The sequence below is a fragment of the Pseudomonas sp. HOU2 genome (assembly GCF_040729435.1).
Lineage (GTDB): Bacteria > Pseudomonadota > Gammaproteobacteria > Pseudomonadales > Pseudomonadaceae > Aquipseudomonas.
Genome location: NZ_CP160398.1, coordinates 3,018,066 through 3,037,981 on the forward strand (window position 1 = coordinate 3,018,066; position 19,916 = coordinate 3,037,981).

General features: G+C 61.4%; 20 protein-coding genes. 8 read left to right on the forward strand and 12 right to left on the reverse strand.

Features of this window, described 5'->3' with window-relative positions:
• The first annotated feature begins 1 nt into the window (after position 1).
• The 5 genes from ABV589_RS13640 (at position 2) to ABV589_RS13660 (ending at position 4,766) form a co-directional block, all read left to right on the forward strand.
• Complete coding sequence (locus ABV589_RS13640; protein WP_367086159.1) at positions 2-1,396, forward strand: hypothetical protein; 1,395 nt, start codon at positions 2-4, stop codon at positions 1,394-1,396.
• Positions 1,397-1,610: 214 nt separating this feature from the next.
• Entirely contained in the window at positions 1,611-3,005 is a 1,395-nt protein-coding gene (locus tag ABV589_RS13645) for a hypothetical protein (protein ID WP_367086160.1), read from the forward strand.
• Positions 3,006-3,020: 15 nt separating this feature from the next.
• The gene (locus ABV589_RS13650; RefSeq protein WP_367086161.1) at positions 3,021-3,395 is read left to right on the forward strand and encodes a YcfL family protein; all 375 of its coding nucleotides are present in this window, start codon (positions 3,021-3,023) and stop codon (positions 3,393-3,395) included.
• 36 nt (positions 3,396-3,431) lie between these two features.
• On the forward strand, positions 3,432-4,019 hold the full coding sequence (gene lpoB, locus ABV589_RS13655) for a penicillin-binding protein activator LpoB (RefSeq protein ID WP_003229365.1): 588 nt from the start codon (positions 3,432-3,434) through the stop codon (positions 4,017-4,019).
• Positions 4,020-4,022: 3 nt separating this feature from the next.
• The gene (locus ABV589_RS13660) at positions 4,023-4,766 is read left to right on the forward strand and encodes a hypothetical protein (RefSeq protein WP_027610462.1); all 744 of its coding nucleotides are present in this window, start codon (positions 4,023-4,025) and stop codon (positions 4,764-4,766) included.
• A gap of 188 nt (positions 4,767-4,954) precedes the next feature.
• Here ABV589_RS13660 and rhtB read toward each other — a convergent pair whose 3' ends face one another.
• From rhtB to ABV589_RS13675, 3 genes are all read right to left on the reverse strand, one after another.
• Positions 4,955-5,587 (reverse strand): homoserine/homoserine lactone efflux protein, encoded by a 633-nt coding sequence (rhtB, locus tag ABV589_RS13665; RefSeq protein WP_007968471.1) that lies wholly within the window; start codon positions 5,585-5,587, stop codon positions 4,955-4,957.
• 167 nt (positions 5,588-5,754) lie between these two features.
• Complete coding sequence (locus tag ABV589_RS13670) at positions 5,755-6,336, reverse strand: mechanosensitive ion channel family protein (protein ID WP_367081993.1); 582 nt, start codon at positions 6,334-6,336, stop codon at positions 5,755-5,757.
• Complete coding sequence (locus tag ABV589_RS13675) at positions 6,336-8,246, reverse strand: ATP-binding cassette domain-containing protein (protein WP_367081994.1); 1,911 nt, start codon at positions 8,244-8,246, stop codon at positions 6,336-6,338. Before ABV589_RS13675 ends, ABV589_RS13670 begins: the two co-directional genes overlap by 1 nt.
• A 50-nt stretch (positions 8,247-8,296) precedes the next feature.
• On the opposite strand from ABV589_RS13675, the gene ABV589_RS13680 reads away from it, so the two are divergent.
• The gene (locus ABV589_RS13680) at positions 8,297-8,761 is read left to right on the forward strand and encodes a TIGR02444 family protein (protein WP_367081996.1); all 465 of its coding nucleotides are present in this window, start codon (positions 8,297-8,299) and stop codon (positions 8,759-8,761) included.
• Here ABV589_RS13680 and ABV589_RS13685 read toward each other — a convergent pair.
• The gene (locus ABV589_RS13685; protein ID WP_367081997.1) at positions 8,758-9,906 is read right to left on the reverse strand and encodes an AlgP family protein; all 1,149 of its coding nucleotides are present in this window, start codon (positions 9,904-9,906) and stop codon (positions 8,758-8,760) included. The two genes, ABV589_RS13680 and ABV589_RS13685, sit on opposite strands and share 4 nt — an antisense overlap.
• Positions 9,907-10,098: 192 nt before the next feature.
• On the opposite strand from ABV589_RS13685, the gene ABV589_RS13690 reads away from it, so the two are divergent.
• On the forward strand, positions 10,099-10,764 hold the full coding sequence (locus tag ABV589_RS13690) for an FKBP-type peptidyl-prolyl cis-trans isomerase (RefSeq protein WP_367081999.1): 666 nt from the start codon (positions 10,099-10,101) through the stop codon (positions 10,762-10,764).
• Positions 10,765-10,840: 76 nt separating this feature from the next.
• Here ABV589_RS13690 and ABV589_RS13695 read toward each other — a convergent pair whose 3' ends face one another.
• The 7 genes from ABV589_RS13695 to ABV589_RS13725 all read right to left on the reverse strand — a co-directional run bounded on the left by ABV589_RS13695 (position 10,841) and on the right by ABV589_RS13725 (position 17,239).
• Positions 10,841-11,299 (reverse strand): Rsd/AlgQ family anti-sigma factor, encoded by a 459-nt coding sequence (locus ABV589_RS13695; RefSeq protein ID WP_007964519.1) that lies wholly within the window; start codon positions 11,297-11,299, stop codon positions 10,841-10,843.
• 186 nt (positions 11,300-11,485) lie between these two features.
• Positions 11,486-12,037, reverse strand: coding sequence for a disulfide bond formation protein B (locus ABV589_RS13700; RefSeq protein WP_367082000.1), 552 nt, complete (start codon positions 12,035-12,037; stop codon positions 11,486-11,488).
• 218 nt (positions 12,038-12,255) lie between these two features.
• Positions 12,256-13,494: a heme biosynthesis protein HemY gene (locus ABV589_RS13705; RefSeq protein WP_367082001.1), complete on the reverse strand. Its 1,239-nt coding sequence runs from the start codon at positions 13,492-13,494 to the stop codon at positions 12,256-12,258.
• Positions 13,491-14,633: a uroporphyrinogen-III C-methyltransferase gene (locus ABV589_RS13710; protein WP_346649947.1), complete on the reverse strand. Its 1,143-nt coding sequence runs from the start codon at positions 14,631-14,633 to the stop codon at positions 13,491-13,493. The genes ABV589_RS13705 and ABV589_RS13710 overlap by 4 nt, the downstream gene beginning before the upstream one ends.
• 16 nt (positions 14,634-14,649) lie before the next feature.
• A complete protein-coding gene (locus ABV589_RS13715) occupies positions 14,650-15,417 on the reverse strand; it encodes a uroporphyrinogen-III synthase (protein ID WP_367082002.1) in 768 nt (255 codons plus the stop codon).
• Entirely contained in the window at positions 15,414-16,355 is a 942-nt protein-coding gene (hemC, locus tag ABV589_RS13720) for a hydroxymethylbilane synthase (RefSeq protein ID WP_367082003.1), read from the reverse strand. The genes ABV589_RS13715 and hemC overlap by 4 nt, the downstream gene beginning before the upstream one ends.
• Positions 16,356-16,492: 137 nt before the next feature.
• Positions 16,493-17,239, reverse strand: a complete 747-nt coding sequence (locus ABV589_RS13725; RefSeq protein ID WP_003229385.1) for a LytTR family DNA-binding domain-containing protein — start codon at positions 17,237-17,239, stop codon at positions 16,493-16,495.
• Positions 17,240-17,711: 472 nt separating this feature from the next.
• Between ABV589_RS13725 and argH the strand changes: the two genes are divergently transcribed.
• On the forward strand, positions 17,712-19,106 hold the full coding sequence (gene argH / locus ABV589_RS13730) for an argininosuccinate lyase (protein ID WP_027610449.1): 1,395 nt from the start codon (positions 17,712-17,714) through the stop codon (positions 19,104-19,106).
• A gap of 120 nt (positions 19,107-19,226) precedes the next feature.
• Here the strand turns inward: argH and ABV589_RS13735 are convergent, their stop codons facing one another.
• Positions 19,227-19,886: a glutathione S-transferase gene (locus ABV589_RS13735; protein ID WP_367082005.1), complete on the reverse strand. Its 660-nt coding sequence runs from the start codon at positions 19,884-19,886 to the stop codon at positions 19,227-19,229.
• Positions 19,887-19,916: the final 30 nt, after the last annotated feature.

The following is a 19,916-nucleotide window of genomic DNA, read 5'->3' on the forward strand; positions in this document are numbered from 1 at the left end:
CATGCGCCATCGCTTGCTGCTGCCGCTGTTGATTGCCGCCGTTTTGCAACTCAACGGCTGTGGTGCATATCGCAATTACGACCTGGAACTGCAACAGACCACTGACCAGTTCAAGGCCGGCAACATCGACGGTGCTCTGACGCTGATCGAAGCGCACAACCCGGACCCGGAAAAAGACCTGCTCTACTACTTCGAAAAAGGCGCCGTACTCAGCGCTGGCGGCGCGCTGCCGCAGAGCCAGACAACCTGGCGCAGCGCCGAGCAGATGATCATCGAACGTCAGGACACGATCGAGACCACCGGCGACAAGTTGCTCGCGGCGATGGGCAACCAATGGGGCAGCATCATCAATGACAAGCTGCGGCGCTACGATGGCTACGACTATGAAAAAGTCATGCTGACCACGCAAATGGCTCTCAACCAGTTGGCGGTGAATGACTTCGACGGCGCCCGTGCCGACATCAAAAAAACCCACGAACGCGAAGCGTTGATCGCCCGGCAACGGGAACTGGAATACGAAAAGGTCGAGGAAGCCGCCAAGGCCCAGGGCGCGCGCGTGCACTACAAGGATCTGCAGGGTTATCCGGTGGTGATGTTCGAATCCCCGGCAGTGATCGCCCTGAAAAACGGTTACCAGAGCGCCTTCAGTCACTATCTCGCCGGCTTCACCTATGAGGCGCTCGGCGAAAAAGACCTGGCGGCGCCCGGTTATCGTCAGGCCATCGAACTGCGCCCGGACCTGCCGTTTTTCCAACAGGCATTGCGCGACCTCGACAGCCCCGGACTCAAGGCCGACGAAAGCGATGTGCTGATCATCGTGCAAAGTGGGCTGGCGCCGGCCCGCAGTTCGGTGCGGGTACCGTATCCGGTGCAACTCAAGGACGGCCAGGTGATCGTCGCCAACATTTCCTTCCCGGTGATGGTGCCGGATAACTCCACCGCGCCGTTCAATCAGGTCCGCATCGACGGTCGCGAGAAAAAGCTGATCGCGGTCAACAGCATCACCGATATGTCTTTGCGCACACTGCGTGACGACATGCCCGGGATTATCCAGCGCACCACCTACCGGGCGTTCCTCGCGGCGGACGTTCAAGGTACCGACAATCGCCGCAATCCGTCCAAGGCCTCGTACGTCACCCAGTGGGATGGTTTCGAGCAGGCCGACACCCGCACCTGGCGCACCCTGCCCAACCTGACACAGGTCGTGCGCCTGCGTCTGAAAAAGGGCGAACACCAGATCAGCCTGCCGAACACGTCAGGCGCTCCACTGAACATCCGCATCGACCAGAAGCGCCAGATGATCGGCCTGCGCGTGCTGGGCGAGCGGATTTACGCGAACGGCAGCGCATTTCAATCCGCAACGTCGCTGGGAAGTCGCGTATCCGCTCTGAAATAAGTAATGGCACCAAACTAACAAGTGCGATTAAAAAGCTATTACATGGCCAGCATCGCCTGCTTATAATGCCGCGCCCGCGCTATCGCGACGCGGCATAAAAGCTCCTCTGGTTATGAGGAATTGGCAGGAGGCCAGCGCCACTGTCGATGGGTCACACCAGCCCGACCAGCACCGGCGGCTGATGCAGTTACTAGCTCAGGGAAGAAGTACCCCCATGGCATTGCGCACTCCCACCTTGATCGCGCTCAGCGCTGTCACCCTGCTGTCCGGCTGTTCGGCGTTTCGCAACTACGATTCGGAACTGGCCCAGACCAACCAGCAACTGGCATCCGGCAACGTCGACGCCGCGCTGATCCTGCTGGAAAAGAACAACACCGGCCCCGACAAAGACCTGCTCTATTACTTCGAGAAAGGTGAGTTGCTGCGCGCCAAGGGCGACCTGTCCGGCAGCCAGAATGCCTGGACCAGCGCTGATCAGGTGGTTGGCCAGTGGGAAGATTCGGTCAAGCTCGATACCGGTAAATACCTGGCGCAGTTCGGCAGCTTCCTGGTCAACGACAAGGTGCGTCGCTACGAAGGCTACGACTACGAAAAAGTCATGCTGACCACGCAGATGGCCCTCAACCTGCTGGCCGTCAACGACTTCGACGGCGCCCGCACCGCGATCAAGAAAACTCACGAACGTGAAGCGGTGATCGCTGACCTGCGCGACAAGGAATACCTCAAGAGCGAGGAAGAGGCCGAGAAAGAAGGGATCAAGACCCAGTACAAGGATCTGCAGGGCTACCCGGTCGCCAGCCTCGACGCGCCGGAAGTGGTCGGCCTGAAAAACAGCTACCAGAGTGCGTTCAGCCATTACCTGGCCGGTTTCGTCTACGAAGCCCTGGGCGAGAAAGACCTGGCTGCACCGGGCTACCGCAAGGCGGCCGAACTGCGTCCGAACACCCCGCTGCTGGAACAGGCGCTGGTCAACCTCGACAAGCCGAGCAAGTCCGACGACAGCGACATCCTGATCGTGGTGCAAAGCGGTCTGGCACCCTCGCGTGATTCGATCCGCGTGCCGCTGCCATTGCCGATCTCCAACAATGTGGTGATCACTCCACTGTCGTTCCCGATCATCAAGCCTGACACCTCCACTGCGCCGTTCGCGCAGATTGGCGTCGATGGCCAGCAAGTCAACCTGACCGCCCTCAACAGCACCACCGCCATGTCGCGCCGCGCCCTGCGCGATGACATGCCGGGGATCATTGTGCGCACCACCGTGCGCGCAATCACCAAAGGCGTGGCGCAGAAGAAGATCAACGAAACCAACCCGCTGGCCGGCCTCGCCGTGGGTATTTCTTCAGCTGTGCTGGAAGGTGCCGATACCCGTACGTGGCGCACCCTGCCGGACAACACCCAGGTGGTGCGTCTGCGCTTGAAGAAAGGCGAGCACCAAGTCAGTCTGCCGAGCGCCGTCGGCGGTTCGCTGGTCAAGGTCACCGTCGATCAGCGTTATCAAGTGATCAGCCTGCGTGCCGTGGGCAATCAAGTGTTTGCCGGTGGCGTCGCCGCCCATGTCATCCCGAGCGCCGGCGCGACTAACGTCGCCAGCCTCAAACAACCTTAAGAACGGAGTCTTTGCATGCGCTTCAAACTCTTCGCCGTTGCCGCTCTCGCCGTGCTGGCCAGCGGCTGCGCCACCCCGCCACCACCGGAGCCGGGCAGCGCCGCGAGCAAGGTCGTGGCCATGGGCCCGCAGAAACACATTGCGGTCGGCGCCATGCGCGTCGCCCGTGAGAACAGCTTCATGACCGTCAATGTGCAGTTGACCAACACCCTCAACAGCAACAAGACGTTCTACTACCGCTTCGCCTGGCTCGGTGCGGAAGGTTTCCCGATCGCCGAGGAAGAGGTCTGGAAGAGCCAGATGATGTACGGCGCCCAGACCAGCTTTATCCAGGGCATCGCCCCGACCCCGAAAGCCGTGGATTTCCGTCTCGAACTGAAGACACCTTAAGTCCGCCACCCTTTTCCTGTTTTAGAGAGCATTCCCATGTTTGCACGCTTTTCCCTGATCGCTGTCCTCGCCCTGCTGGCTTCCGGTTGCGCCAACACCTCGCCGACCCTGGGTAGCAAGAACATCAGCTACGGCGACACCAAAGCGGTTGAAACCGTGACCAACGAATTCGGCTCGACCGACCTGCAAATGATCGCCGAATCGATGACTCGCTCGCTGGCCCAGTCCGGCATTCTGCAGGGCCGCCCGGTGGTGCAGGTTTACGACGTGAAGAACAAGACCAGCGAGTACATCGATACCCGCGAAATCACCACCAGCATCAAGACTCAGTTGATGAAGTCCGGCACCGCCCGCTTCGCCAGCGACAACACCGCGATGCAGAGCCAGGTCGACCAGCTCAAGCTGCAGAACCAGAGCGGCCTGTACAAGAAGAGCACTGTGGCCAAGACCGGCAACATGATCGCCGCCAAGTACCGTCTGGAAGGTTCGATCAGCTCGATCGTCAAGCGCAGCAGCGATTACAAGGACGTCTTCTATAAATTCAGCCTGCAACTGATCGACGTCGAAAGCGGTCTGGCCGAATGGATGGACGAAAAAGAGATCCGCAAAACCACGGAGCGTTAATTGATGCGCGCATGGATTGGCATGATGGCCCTGGCTTGCGCGTTCAGCGTGCAAGCGGCCCCGAAAGTCGCGGTGACGGATCTGGCGTATCAGGAGCGTGTGGAGCAATACATCCACATCGTTTCGGCGCAGAACAATTACCGCGAGGGTTACTACAGCTCCAGTGGTTCCTCGAACTACAACGAGCTGGAAGCGACCACCAGCTACATCGAACAGGGTGAACTGCGTAAATTCACCGGCGACATCAAGGGTGAGATTCTGCGCACCGGGATGTTCCAGCTGGTGCAGGGCACGCCCTACACCGCGTCGTCCAAGGGTGACGTCTATGACGTGATCAAGCGGATCAAGGCCGGCAACTTCAAGGGTGCCGACTATGTGCTGTTCGGCACCGTGTCGGACATCGACTTCACCCAGGACATGAACGAGCTGGCGCACACCGACAGCTATTCGGCGGTTTTGGGCCTGACGCTGGTGGCGGATTTCAGCCTGATCAACACCAAGACCTACGAGATCACTTCGGCCTTCACGGCGATGGGCGAAGCGCAGGACACCAAACTGGTGAACGGCCGCGACATCAAGATCTCGCTGAACCGCCCTCGGGTGGTGCGTGAAGTGTCAAAAGCGCTGGGTGAGGACGTGGCCGGACAACTGAGCATGCAGCTCGGTGGCGGCGGTTACGAGCAGCCGCGTGAGGCGCAGCAGCGCAACAATCTGCCGCGTGATACCGCGCCGGTGATTTTGCACTGACTCTTGGCTGAACGCGTTCTGTGGCGAGGGAGCTTGCTCCCGCTGGGCTGCGAAGCAGACCCAAAAGCTTGTGAGCGCTGCGCACTCAAGCGGGAGCAAGCTCCCTCGCCACAATTGAGCGTCACTCCAAAGTCTTGGCGGATAAAAAAGGCGACCTCATCAGGTCGCCTTTTTATTGCCTGCGGGTTTTACACCACCGCTTTACGCAACGTCGCCATGAACGCCGCCGCACCGATGAACAGCCCGGCAAATGTGCGGTTCATGCGTTTCTGCTGCTTCGGCGTACGCAACAGGCGCAGCACCTTGGACGCCAGTCCGGTGTAGCCGGCCATGACGATCAGATCAACGCAGATCATGGTCACGCCGATCACCAGGTACTGCATCAGCAGCGGTGCGTGCGGATTGATGAACTGCGGCAGCACCGCGAGCATGAACACCAGTGCCTTGGGGTTGCTGATGTTCACCAGAAAGCCACGGAACACCAGCGCCAGCGGCTTGCCGATCGGCCGTACCGCCGCGTCGTCGCTCATGTCCATGGGCAACGCACGCCACTGCTTGATCGCCAGATAGACCAGATAGGCCACGCCAAACCATTTGATCGCATAGAACGCGGTGGCCGAGGCGGTGAGGATCGCGCCAACACCGGCGCCAACGATCGCAATCTGCACTGCCAGGCCGATCTGCAGGCCGAGGGCGTTCCAGTAACCGCGCCAGAAACCGTATTGCAGACCGCTGGACATCGACGCAATGGCGCCGGCGCCCGGGGACAGACTGATCACCCAGCAGGCGGCAAAGAATGCCAGCCATGTTTGAAGCTCCATCGCACACCTCGACTCTGAATCGTGACAGACGTCAAAGCTAATGCGGTTTGGGCCTAAAAGCAAAAGATCGTCCGATCGCGGCCCGAGCCTGCGGCAGCTCCCACAGGGATCGCATTTCAATGTAGGAGCTGCCGCAGGCTGCGATCTTTTGATCTTGCTTGGAAAATCTACTTCTCGAACCCGCTGGAAGGAAACACATCACTCCCGCGCCAACGCCGCACCGAACGCTGAAAGAACAAACTGTTCGGCACCTGCACCATGGCGCTGCCAGTCCCCAGCTCCTCGGCTTCGATCAACGTGGTGTAAAGCAGATTGATCGCCACCACCCGGCCTTTGACGCCGGGCTTGTCGGTGGTATCCACCAGCTCCACCACATCGCCGAGACGGAACGGGCCGACGGTGAAGATCAGAATCGCGCAAAGCAGGTTCGACAGCACACTCCACATGGCGAAGAACGCCACCGCCGCCACCGCGACGAACCCCGACAGCGCCGTCCACAACACCGTGGCCGACACGCCTAGCCGCTCCAGCACAAAGATCACCGCGCTGCCCATGATCAGCCAGCGCAATACGCCACGCAGCGGCATCAACAGCTGCGGCGGAAACGGATAGCGCTCACCCAGGCGGGTGAGGAATCGAGCGACGACACGCTGAGCGAAATAACCGGCCAGCAGGATCAGCAGAATCTGCACACCGAGCCAGATCGGCTCGACCCACACCGCCGGCAGCGGCCACTGAAACGCATCCATCAGGACAACGCCTCCAGCTCCGCCTGCATGCTTTCCAGCGTTTCGAGTGCCTCCATCCACGCCTCTTCCAGCTCGGCTTCGCGCACCTTCAATTTGGCTTGCTCGGCCAGTAGATCGCGCAACTCGTTCTTGCGCGCCGGCTCGTAGATGTCGCTGTCAGCGAGGCTGGCGTCGACCTTGGCGAGTTTTTCGTGGAGCTTGCCCAGTTCGGCTTCGAGCTTGTCGGCTTCACGCTTGTGCGGTGCCAGTTGCTGACGCAGCGCAGCAGCGGCCTGCCGCTGGGCCTTCTTGTCGGTCTTGTCCGGGTTGACCGGGGTGTTGCTGACCGGGGCGTTGCGCTGACGGTATTCCACCAGCCAGCGCGCGTAGTCTTCGAGGTCGCCATCGAACTCTTCGACCTTGCCGTCCGCGACCAGGTAGAAGTTGTCGGTGGTGCTCTTGAGCAAGTGCCGATCGTGAGACACCACCAGTACCGCGCCGCTGAACTCCTGCAGCGCCATGGTCAGCGCCAGGCGCATTTCCAGGTCGAGGTGGTTGGTCGGTTCGTCGAGCAGCAACAGGTTCGGCCGTTCCCAGGCGATCAACGCCAGCGCCAGACGCGCTTTCTCGCCACCGGAGAAATTCAGCACCGGTTCGTCGATACGCGCGCCACGGAAGTCGAAACCACCGAGGAAGTCACGCAGCGTTTGTTCACGTTCGGTCGGTGCCAGACGCTGCAGGTGCAGCAGCGGGCTGGCCTTGGCATCCAGCGAGTCAAGCTGATGCTGGGCGAAGTAGCCAACCACCGTGTTCTCGCCACGGGTCAGACGCCCGGCCAGCGGCTCGAGCTCACCGGCGAGGTTCTTGATCAGGGTCGATTTACCGGCACCGTTCGGCCCGAGCAGACCGATTCGCGCACCCGGGGTCAGTTGCAGCTTGACCTTCTCCAGGATGGTTTTATCGCCATACCCCAGACGTGCATCGGACAGGTCGATCAGCGGGCTGGAGATCTTGGTCGACTCGCGGAAGACGAAGTCGAACGGCGAATCGACGTGGGCCGCCGACAGCTCTTCCATGCGTTCCAGGGCCTTGATCCGGCTCTGTGCCTGACGGGCCTTGGTGGCCTGGGCCTTGAAGCGGGCGATGTAGCTTTCCATGTGCGCACGTTGCGCCTGCTGCTTCTCGTAGGCCTGTTGCTGCTGGGCCAGACGTTCGGCACGGGCACGTTCGAACGCGGTGTAGCCGCCACGGTACAGGGTCAGTTTGCGCTGATCGACATGCGCCACGTGATCGACCACTTCATCGAGGAAGTCGCGGTCGTGGGAAATCAGCAGCAGGGTGCCCGGGTAGCTTTTCAGCCACTCTTCGAGCCAGATGATCGCGTCGAGATCCAGGTGGTTGGTCGGTTCGTCGAGCAGCAACAGGTCCGACGGACACATCAAGGCCTGCGCCAAATTCAGACGCATTCGCCAGCCACCGGAGAAATCGCCTACCTGACGATCCATCTGCTCATTGGTGAAACCCAGGCCGGCGAGCAACTTGCGCGCCCGCGCATCGGCGGTATAACCGTCGGCGCTGTCGAGTTCGGCGTGCAAACGGGCCAGAGCCGTGCCATCGTGGGCCGCCTCGGCCACCGCGAGATCACGTTGCACCTCGCGCAGACGCAGGTCGCCATCGAGCACATAGTCGACCGCCAGGCGCTCGAGCGTGTCGACCTCCTGGCGCATGTGCGCGATCCGCCAGTCAGCCGGCAGCAGGCAATCGCCCGAGTCCGGGTGCAACTCGCCACGCAGCAAGGCGAACAGGCTGGATTTGCCGGCGCCGTTGGCACCGATGAGGCCGGCTTTGTGGCCGGCGTGCAGGGTCAGCTCGGCGTCTTCTAGCAGACGTTGCGGGCCACGCTGTAAAGTCAGGTTCTGAAGTCGGATCATAATGGCGGCGGAGTCTACCAGCTTCGCTCACAACTGGCGCGAGTAGCACGATGTCCTCTGACCTGTGGAGCTTTTCCCTTGCCATCTACGCCCGACCTGGCGTGGAGCCTGCCTGCCTGCAACTGCAAACGGCGGGGGCCAATGTCTGCCTGCTGCTATGTGGTTTGTGGCTTGAGCAACGGGGCACTGCCTGTAACGAACAGCGCGTAGAGCAGCTGAAAAAGCTGGTGGGGCCTTGGGATCGGGAGGTGGTGCAGCCACTGCGTGCGTTACGCACTCAATGGAAAACCCTGGCCGAAGACGATCCGGTACTCAAGGGCCTGCGAGAACAAATGAAAGCGCTGGAGCTGGAAGCCGAACGGCATCTGCTGTGGCAACTGGAACAGGTTGCGCAGGATTGGCCGCGCGATGACGCATCAGCGTCGGGGGAGTGGCTGGAGAGTCTGACGGGATCGGCCGCCAGCCCGAACCGCGACGCGCTGCAAGTGCTGCGCGTCGCGGCAACCGGCACTTAGGAAGCGCTGGTCGGGTTGTTGCTGACGCTCGACGCAGCGGCTGGCGTTGGCGCAGTCGTGGTGGTCGAGGTGGAAGCGGCTGGAGCAGGCGCGGCGGCGGCCGGCGCCGGAGCGGCTGGCTTGGCGGCAGGTGCAGTCGCCGGCTTGGCGGCAGCTGGTTTGGCAACGGCCGGTTTTTTCGCGGCAGGTTTGGCAGCTGGCTTGGCGGCTGGCTTTGCGGCTGGCTTTGCGGCTACTGGTTTGGCGGCAGGCTTGGCTGCAGCGGTCGCAGGTTTTGCTGCTGCAGGTTTGGCAGCGGTTTTAGCGGCAGGCTTGGCCGCTGGTTTGGCAGCAACCTTGGCAGCAGGTTTTGCCGCGACTGGTTTGGCCGCAGTCTTGGCTACCGGTTTTGCAGCGGCGGTTTTCGCGGCAGGTTTGGCAGCCGGTTTTACCGCTACTTTGGCAGCTGGTTTAGCAGCAGCGGTTTTTGCCGGAGCGACTTTGCGCGCAGCAGGTTTTGCTGCTGGCTTGGCAGCCGGTTTGGCCGCTGCAGGTTTGGCAGCGGCAGTACGTGCGGCCGGTTTCGCAGCGCTCGCCGCAGCCGGTTTTTTCACTGCGGTTTTTGCAGCAGGTTTGGCGGCGGTTTTAGCCGGTGCCTTGGCTGCTGGTTTGGCTGCCGGTTTTGCCGCAGCGGTTTTCGCCGGGGCTTTCGCCGCAGCAGGTTTGGCTGCCGCTTTTTTCGCAGGCGCTGCTGCTGGTTTAGCGGCGCGGGAGGACAGCGCTTTGCCGGCGGCCTCTTGCACCCGGCCGACACCCTGGGCCAGTTTCAGGCTTTCCTGGGCATCGCGCTTGAGTTGCAGAATGTAGCCGCGAGTGTCGGACTGACGATCCTTCAACGCATCGAGCAGGTCTTCAAGTTCCTTGACGGCAGCCTTGGCCTTGTTCTGTGCCTTGGCTTTACCGGCAGTGGCTGCGTCCTGCAGTTTGGTGCGGGATTTGTGCAGTTTTTCTTGCGCCTTGCCGCGTTGCTTTTCCAGTTTGGCGAGCAGTTTTTCAGCATCAGCCAAGGCTTGGGAGCAAGCGTTTTCCAAATGCTCGAGCAGGCTGCCCGAGAGTTGTTGGAGTAAGTGCAACGGAGTGTTTACAGGCTTCTTGGTGGCCGACATGGTTTACCTCCTGGCTGACGTGAGTGCGGCTCATACTAGACCTCTGCAGTTACCGCCGCTAGGTCATCTTGACAGTAACGAAACCGTTGCGTTGCAACGCAGCGAAAATGTTCTGCACAAAGACAAAAGCAGTTCACCGTTGCAGACCTTCGCGCTGGCATAATCGCCCGCATCTCAGGACGGAGAGTGCCCATGTCGCGCTACCTTTTTTTATCCCTCTGGATGATTTTTTCCGTGGCCCACGCCGACGAAAAAACCACCGCGAACGATGCTCACGATCTGGCCTATAGCCTCGGCGCCAGCCTCGGTGAACGCTTGCGCCAAGAAGTGCCGCAACTGCAGATTCAAGCACTGGTCGACGGTTTGCAGCAGGCCTATCAAGGCAAGCCACTGGCACTGAGCGAAGCACGGATCGAGCAGATCCTCGCCGATCATGAATCGCAGAACGCCGAACACTCATCGCAACCGTCGAGCGATGCCGCGATGGAAAACGAACAGCGTTTTCTCACCGCCGAAAAAGCCAAGCCGGGCGTGAAGGAACTGGCCGACGGCATCCTGCTGACCGAGCTGACACCGGGCACCGGTGCCAAGGCCGGCCCCGATGGAAAAGTCCAGGTGCTGTATGTCGGTCGTCTGCCGGACGGCACAGTGTTCGATCAGAACACTGTGCCGCAATGGTTCAGCCTCGACAGCGTGATTGCCGGTTGGCGCACCGCACTGCAGAACATGCCGGTGGGTGCCAAGTGGCGACTGGTGATTCCATCGGATCAGGCCTATGGCGCCGATGGGGCTGGAGATCTGATCGCACCGTTTACCCCGCTGGTATTTGAAGTCGAGTTGCGCGGCGCAACGAGCTGACCGACGCCGACTCGCCGGCATAAAAAAACGCGGTGCGCTTTCGGCGCACCGCGTTTTTTATGCTTTCGAAAACCAATCAGGCCTGAACCGGATCTTCCTGCTTGTGTGCCGTGTGCAGCACTTCGATCAGGCAGTCTTCCAGTTCGAAGCGTTCGTGCAGCAGACCACCCAGTTCCTTGAACTTCTCGGCGACGCATTTGCCTTCATCGCAAAGGTCGTTGAACGCGAGGAGTTTTTCGGTGATGACGTCGATACGCGGGTAGAGGGTTTCGGCGAGTTCCAGACCGCGCTTGTCGTTGAAGGCCTTGGCTTCACCGGTCAGCTGTTCGTAGATCTCGAAATGCCCGGCCGAGACGTAATCGACCAGCACGCCGCAGAATTCCAGCAAGGGTTTACGGTTCTCGGACAGAGCCTGTGGTTTGTCACCCAACTTGTCGTAGGCACCGATCAGATCTTCACGCTCTTGCAACCAGCGGTCGATCAGCAGATGAACTCCACCCCAGCGTTCCTGAGCATTCTGACAACTTTCGAGCATGGCGATCTCTCTTCCCTTGTGGGTCATGCTGCTCTACACCCGCGCCCCTCTTCTGGCTTTTATCGCTTGGAGGCCGACCGGGCAGAGCGTCATCGAGCAACATAAATCCAATCACACGTGCGGGCCAGATTATGCCCGCACGCCTATGGCTTCAAGGTACGCAGGAGATAAAGTTCATACAAGTGTTTAATCCCCGACCGGCACCCGGTGCGACGCTTCGCCGCTGAGCGGTCGTTGCAGGGCGCTCCAGACCAGACGCAGCAATTGGTACACCGCCAGGATCGACATCGCCACAAAGAACAGCAGACTCCATTCCGGGATGCTCAAATCGAACAGCGTCCAGGAAATTTCCGCGCAATCGACACCACCCTTGAACATCCGCATCGTTGCACACAACCACGGCAGGTTGCTGAACAGCGCTTCGGAATCGGGCGCGCAGCGGGTCATTTGCACCAGCGGATCACTCTGCAGCAGCACCTGCCGCCAGGCCGCCGTGGTACCAGCCAGGCTCAGGCCAAGCGCGGCAGCCCAATAGAGCGACAGGCCGACACGCCGTGGGCCATGGATCGCCGCCAGCCCGCAACAGGCTGCCAGCAACGCCATGAAGAAGCGTTGGGCCAGGCACAGGCTGCAGGGCGTCAGCCCCACCGCGTATTCGAGATAATAGGAAGCTCCCAGGGCCATGGCCCCTGCAGTGAAAGCCGTGAAAAACAAGGAGCGTGAACAGGCCAACGACATGGCTTTTCCGTAACAGTGGAGACAGGCAGTTACGGTAGAGGAAAGCTTGTCAGCCTTTCAAGGCAGGTGCATGGCGACAGTTCACCAGAAGTGTAGGGAAAACCCGACAGGCGCGAGAAGAAAAGGTGTATCCCGTTGTAGGACTTTGCCCAAGACGCCCGCCACAGGTAATTTTTCGCTCACTGCACGTTGACGAGGGAGCATGCTCCCTCGCGATATCAGGCGTGAACCGGCACCGGCAACGGCGCGGCCAGCAGACGCTCATCCAGCAATCCGAGACCTTCCTGGAACAGCTGATTACTGCGCTCGGTGTCACCCAGCTGCGCAAGCAGACGCGCCAACTCGGCGCAGGCTTCCGGGTTGCGCTGCACGCGCAGACTGCTTTCCAGATAATCCCGTGCCTTGCCCCACAAGCTGGTTTGCAGACACAGCCGACCGAGGGTCAGCAACAGGCTCGGATCCGCCGGATGCTCCTTAAGCCAGCCTTCAGCGGCCTGCAACTGACGCGCCGGATCACTGCCGCGCACCAGGCCATACTGACGCGCGAGATGGCTGTCGTACTTGCGTTTGAGGGCGCTGCGCAGGACTTCCTCCGCTTCCACCTGAGCACCCAGCTGACGCAGTTGCTCGGCGTATGCCAGCACCAGCGCCGGCTCCTGACGCTGCGCAGAAGTCAGCTGTTCCCAGGCACGGGTGAGTGACTGCAGACCGACCTTGCCATCCTCGTCCCGATGCGCCGCCAGGGACAGGTTGTTACCCCAGGCACGACGTTCCAGTTCAGCCAGTTCGGCTGGCGGCAAAGCCTTGTCCTTGCGCAATTCCGGCAACAGGCGAATCACCGCCGACCAGTCGCCGCGCTGCTGATGCAGACGCTGCAACTGTCGCAAAGTCTGCACGTTATGCGGATGCCGCTCGTGCATCGCTTGCAGGGTCACCAGGGCGCCATCGGTGTCACCACGATCGGTCTGCAACTGCGCATGACTCAAGGCAATCGCCAACTCGGCCTGCGGCTGGCGCTCCAGCGCACGTTCAAGCAACTGATCGCACTCTTCGTACTTGCCTTGTTCGTTCGCCGCGCGTGCCGCGCCGAGGTAATACAACAGCGGCTGGCGCTCGGCCTCGGCGGCGCGAGACAGGTGACGTTGCGCGCTGGCCCAGCGACCCTCGGCCAGATCCAGCTGCCCGTGTTCGATGGCCACCTGCACCCGCCGGCTACGGTTACGGCGCGACCACGGATTGACCACGCCACTGGAGGCCATGACCAGCTCGACCAGGGCCTTGATGCCCCAGATCAGCAGCCACAACACTGCGATCAGCGCCAGCGCCGCCCACAGGCTCGATTCATAGCGAAAGCTCTTGTAGGCAACCAGTACGTAACCGGAATGCTCGGCAATCGCCAGGCCCAGCGCCGCTGTCGCCGCGATCACCAGAAACACGATCACATACAGGCGCTTCATGGCGTGGTCTCCTGCGCGGTGTTGGCGGCAGGTTTGGCGAACGGTTTGACCGATTCTTCAGCGTTGACGTTGCGGCGTTCCAGATAAGCCTGCACCGCGCTCAGCGTGCCAGTCAGGTCCGGGGTCTTGACCGTGACCGGTTGCTGGCTCAGCTCGGCAACCTGTTCGAGCATGATTTTGCTCTGCGGATTATCCGGATTAAAATTGCCCTTGAGCACGTCCCGCGCCTCGGTCAGTGCCTGGGTGTAGACCGGCGCCTGGCCATTGAGCGCCGCCCATTGCGCCTGCTCCAGCGCGAGGCTGAGGGCCAGACGCACCTGGCTCAGACTTTGCCCGGCAAGCAGTGGCTTCACATTCTTGTCGGCATTGAAATCGATGCGGATGTAGCGCGACACCTGATCCCACCACTGCGCCCAACGACTGGCGCCATCGCCGTCAGCGGTCAGGCCCAGCAGTGATTCGCCGCGATCCTTGTACTCCGGCGCCAGCTCGGTCAGTTCGATGACCTGATCACGCAAGGCACCGATGCGCAGGAACAGACCGGTGCGATCCGGCTGCTCGGTGCTGCGCAGGGCGACAAGGGTTTTCGCCACTTGCTCGCGGGCGGCGAACGAACCCGGGTCGTTTTGTTCACGCAGAATCTCGTCGGCGCCCTGCACCAGCGCCTGGGCGCTGCTGATGTCCTGCAAGGCCGAAAGACGCAGACTCGCCAGACGCAGCAGATGCTCGGCCTCGGCCAGACGCCAGTCCTTGCGACTGGCGCCAAGAACGGTTTCCAGACGCTGGTTGAGGCGCTGCTGATCCCCCTGCAGTTGCGTCACCAGACGCTGACGCTCGGCGAGTTCATCGGCACCAGGCAGTTGCGCGAGGCGCTCGGTCAGGCGCTGTTCGTTGAGCTTGAGGCTTTGTGCCTGATCGTTCAGTGCCTGCACCTGGCCTGACTGTTGTGCAGTGTTGCTCTGCAGGTGACGCACCTGCCAGACACCCCAGCCACCGATCGCTACGCCGGCAGCGCCGAGCAACAGGGCGACAATGGCCAGTCCGTTGCCTCGGCGCGGCTCTTTGGCCGGCGGTGGAGTTTCAACCTGGGCATCAATCACAGGCTGGACATCATCTTTAGGCAAGGCTGTTTCGCTCACGTATCCATCCTTTGCATTAGAGAACGGGCACGGGATGCTCCCGTAACGCCGTCAGCAAAGCCGCGGCACTCGCGCCGCGGCAATCCACAACTGTTCGGGCCCCGGCGGCATGTGCCAGCTCGGCGACCCTTGGGCTTGGCACAAACAACGGCAGCTGCGCAATCGCAGGCCAGGCATCGCCGGCCATCTGGCGCAGGTGCTCGAAACCCTGTCCACTGCTGACCACCAGCCCGTTCAAGCGTTCCGCAGCAATGCGCCGCGGCAGCTCTTGCGGTGGGTAAGCCGGCAGGTCACGCCGATACAACTCCAGATACTCGACACTAGCACCAAGCGCGCGCAGGCGCTCGGCGAGCAGCTCGCGACCACCCTCGCCACGCAGGATCAGCACCTGCGCGCCGGGCCCGGTGACCGCCTCGCGCAGACGCGACAATTGCAGCAGGGCTTCACTGTCATCGCCGTCGGCGGGGAAGTGTACGTCGAGACCGTGATCGCGAAGAATCTGCGCGGTCGCCGCACCGACGCTGAACCACGGCATCGACAACGACCGAAGCCCATGAGCGTCCAGCAGATCAAGCGCAATCCGCGCCGCCGATTTGCTGACCACAATGACCGCGCTGCAACCCGGCAGCTGCGCCAGCGCCTGACGTATCTTGTCAGAGACCGGCAGCGGCGCTATGTCCAGAAGCGGCAGGCAACTGCTGAAAATCCCCTGCCCGGCCAACACCGCGGCCAGCGCCGCGCAGTCATCCGCAGGGCGCGTCAGCAGCAGGCGCCAGCCAGTCACTCGTGACCTGCCTCGCCATACACCGCTTTGAGAATGTCGTCGGCACCCTGACCGAGCAAGGCTTCAGCGACCTGCACGCCCAACGCTTCGGCATTGGCACGCGGCGCACGCGCTTCGGCGCTGAGCAGCTTGCCACCGCTCGGCTCGCCCACCAGACCACGCAACCATAACTGCTCACCCTCAAGCACGGCGTAGCAGGCGATCGGCACCTGGCAGCCACCATTCAGGTGTTTGTTGAGGGCACGTTCAGCGGTCACGCGCGAAGCAGTGTCGGCGTGGTGCAACGGTGCGAGCAAGGCGTGGATTGGCGTGTCGGCGCTGCGGCATTCGATGCCGACAGCGCCCTGGCCACCGGCCGGCAGACTGTCGTCAACACTGATGGCTGAGGTGATGCGATCTTCGAAACCGAGACGGATCAGGCCGGCTGCCGCGAGGATGATCGCGTCGTACTCGCCGGCATCGAGTTTGGCCAGGCGAGTATTGACGTTGCCGCGCAGGAAGCGGATTTCCAGATCAGGACGACGGGTCAGCAGTTGCGCCTGACGCCGCAGGCTGGAAGTGCCAACGATGGCGCCGGCAGGCAGCGCATCCAGGCTTTGATAGGTATTGGAAACGAAGGCATCACGCGGGTCTTCGCGTTCGCAAATGCAGAACAGACCAAGGCCTTCGGGGAAGTCCATCGGCACGTCTTTCATCGAGTGCACGGCGATGTCGGCTTCATTTTCCAGCAGCGCGGTTTCCAGTTCCTTGACGAACAGGCCCTTGCCGCCGATTTTCGACAGTGGCGAATCGAGCAGCTTGTCGCCGCGACTGACCATGGGCACCAGCGTCACCAGCAGGCCCGGGTGGGCCGCTTCCAGACGGGCTTTGACGTATTCGGCCTGCCAGAGGGCCAGCGCACTTTTACGGGTGGCGATGCGGATTTCGCGAGAGGACATGGATCAATCCGTACTGAATAGATACGGCGGATAATAACAGCTCAGCCAAATCCACTTTGACTTGAATCAGAAACGGCGTGGCCTCCCTGGCCTGCGATGCCCGGCAAAAGAAAGTGAAACCGTGCGCGAAGACCGGGTCAGAGGCCCTGCATCATCTTGCGCACACCGGCCACATGCCGACGGCTGACGATCAGCGCATCACCATTGAGGCCTTTGAGGAACAGCTGGAAATGCCCCAGCGGTGTGCGTTGCAGACGCTCGATGCGGTCGCGGGCGACCAGCGCGTTGCGGTGGATGCGCACAAAACGCTCGCCGAATTCATCTTCGAGGGCTTTTAGCGGTTCGTCCAGCAGCACTTCGCCGCTTTCATGGCGCAAGGTCACGTACTTGTGGTCGGCAATGAAATAGACCACCTGATCCAGCGGGATCAGCTCGATCCCTTTGCGGGTACGGGCGCTAATATGACTGCGCGGGCCGTTACCGCTTTCGGCGGCGGGACGGGTCAGGGCCGAGAGTTGCGCCCGGTTGGGACGTTCAGCCCGTTTCAGGGCGTCATGCAGATGTTCGGTTCGCACGGGTTTCACCACATAGCCCACGGCGCTGGCCTGCAGGGCTTCCACGGCAAATTCATCGGGGCCGGTGCAAAACACCACGGCCGGTGGCGTTTCGCGCTCGCACAGACGGGCAGCGACCTGCAGGCCATCGAGGCCCGGCATGCGGATATCGAGCAGCACGATATCCGGCTTGTGGCTGTCGATCAGCGCCAACGCCTCTTCGCCATTCGTGGCGCTGGGCTCCAGGACTGTATAACCCTCGAGCTCGCTTACCATTCGGCTTAGGCGCTCGCGAGCCAGTGGTTCGTCATCAACGATCAGGACATTCATATTGCGCTGGATTCCTGCGTGAGTCTCGCACAAGGATAGCGTAGACAGGTGAAGTGACGTCCGTCACCGCGATCCACGCTAAGACTAGCCCGAGCGCCAAAAAGTGCCGTACGTCGGCCAGCAATATTTGCCAGTGTCCGGGTCGTACTGCTCAAAGCCCGCTGTTTCCTGCGTTTTTCACGGGGTATGCCAAAGGACAAAACCACCCACCCCCTCTTCTTATAGTCGGCGTCAAGACCTTTGCGCGATCCGCAGTCGCGCCGACCCTTATGTCCAACTGTAGACGCTTGCCGGGCCGATATTGCTCAATCGAAAAATATCCTTGCGCAAATCCCCCGCAGACAGCGCCGACTATGAATGAGCAGATGAGAAAAAAACGTATCGACCGGTGTCAGCGACAGGATTGGCAACCCTGTTATTATCCGCGCCAGCGTTTCACGCCTTCTTTCTTCAAGCCGATACGAGCGAATTCATGAGCACTGACAAGACCAATCAGTCCTGGGGCGGCCGCTTCAGTGAACCCGTCGACGCCTTCGTCGCCCGCTTCACCGCCTCCGTCACTTTCGACCAGCGCCTGTATCGCCACGACATCATGGGCTCGATCGCCCACGCCACCATGCTGGCCAAGGTCGGCGTGCTGACCGATGCCGAGCGCGACAGCATCATCGACGGCCTGAAAACCATTCAGGGCGAAATCGAGGCCGGCCAGTTCGACTGGCGCGTCGACCTCGAAGACGTGCACATGAACATCGAAGCGCGCCTGACCGATCGCATCGGCATCACCGGCAAGAAACTGCACACCGGGCGCAGCCGCAACGACCAGGTCGCCACCGACATCCGTCTGTGGCTGCGTGACGAAATCGACCTGATCCTGGCCGAGATCACCCGCCTGCAAAAAGGCCTGCTGGAGCAGGCCGAGCGCGAAGCCGCGAGCATCATGCCCGGCTTCACTCACCTGCAAACTGCTCAGCCAGTGACCTTCGGCCACCACATGCTGGCGTGGTTCGAAATGCTCAGCCGCGACTACGAGCGTCTGGTCGACTGCCGCAAGCGCACCAACCGCATGCCACTGGGCAGCGCCGCGCTGGCCGGCACCACCTACCCGATCGACCGCGAATACACCGCACAACTGCTGGGCTTCGACGCCGTCGGCGGCAACTCGCTGGACAATGTTTCCGATCGCGACTTCGCCATCGAATTCTGCTCGGCCGCGAGCATCGCGATGATGCACCTGTCGCGCTTCTCCGAAGAGCTGGTGCTGTGGACCAGCGCGCAGTTCCAGTTCATCGATCTGCCGGACCGCTTCTGCACCGGCAGCTCGATCATGCCGCAAAAGAAAAACCCGGATGTGCCGGAGCTGGTACGCGGCAAGACCGGCCGCGTATTCGGCGCACTGATGGGCCTGCTGACCCTGATGAAGGGCCAGCCACTGGCCTACAACAAGGACAACCAGGAAGACAAAGAGCCGCTGTTCGACGCCGCCGACACCCTGCGCGATTCGCTGCGGGCGTTTGCCGACATGATCCCGGCGATCAAACCGAAACACGCGATCATGCGTGAAGCGGCGCTGCGCGGTTTCTCCACCGCGACCGACCTGGCGGACTACCTGGTACGCCGTGGCCTGCCGTTCCGTGACTGCCACGAAATCGTCGGTCACGCGGTGAAATACGGCGTGGACACTGGCAAGGATCTGGCCGAGATGAGCCTGGAAGAACTGCGTCAGTTCAGCGACCAGATCGAGCAGGACGTGTTTGCCGTGCTGACCCTGGAAGGATCGGTGAACGCCCGTGACCACATCGGCGGGACTGCGCCGGCGCAGGTCAAGGCCGCTGTGGTTCGCGGTCAGGCCCTGATCGCCAGCCGCTAAAAGCATCGCTGGCAAGCCAGCTCCCACAGGGTTCTTTGTTGGAACACAATTTTGCGTTCGACCCAAAGACCTGTGGGAGCTGGCTTGCCAGCGATTACCTATTTACAAACGCCACAATACTCACTTCTTGGCAGCGATCATCGCCAAAAACGCCGGCATCGCCGCCTCTTTGTCCGCTGCAATCTTCTGCACATGCGGATTCTGCTCAAGCCGCTCCAGCAGCGCCTTGGCTTTCGGCATCTCTGCCAGCAAGTCGATCCCGAACAGCTTCTGCCCGACCGCACAGGCCAGCGGCACGCTGTACAGGAAGTACAGATCCGCGATGCTCAGGCTGTCGCCCGCCACGTACGGGGCGAATCTGCCGTGGCGACCCAGTGCCGCGAAACCCAGCAGCAGCTCGGCTTTGGTTTTCTCCTTGATCGCCTCCGGTACAGGCGAGCCAAAGAACGCTTCGCCATAACAGGCGCGCCCCGGCAGCTCAATGTACAACTCGATTTCCTTGGCAATCGCCAATACCTGCGCACGCTCGAATGGATCGCTCGGCAGCAGCGGTGTGCCTTTCTGGGTCTGTTCGAGGTATTCGAGGATGATCGCGGTTTCGTTGATGAACCCCGCTTCGACGCCCAGCACCGGCACTTTGCCGCGCGGGCTGATCGCCAGCGATTCCGGGGTCGGCGTCGGGTAGAAGGTGACCTCTTCGAACGCCAGGCCCTTCTCCAGCAGCGCGAGTTTGACCATGTTGTAGTAGTTGCTGACAGCGAATCCGTAGAGTTTGAACATCACATAGCCTCCAGGCCGTGCGGGGTGGGC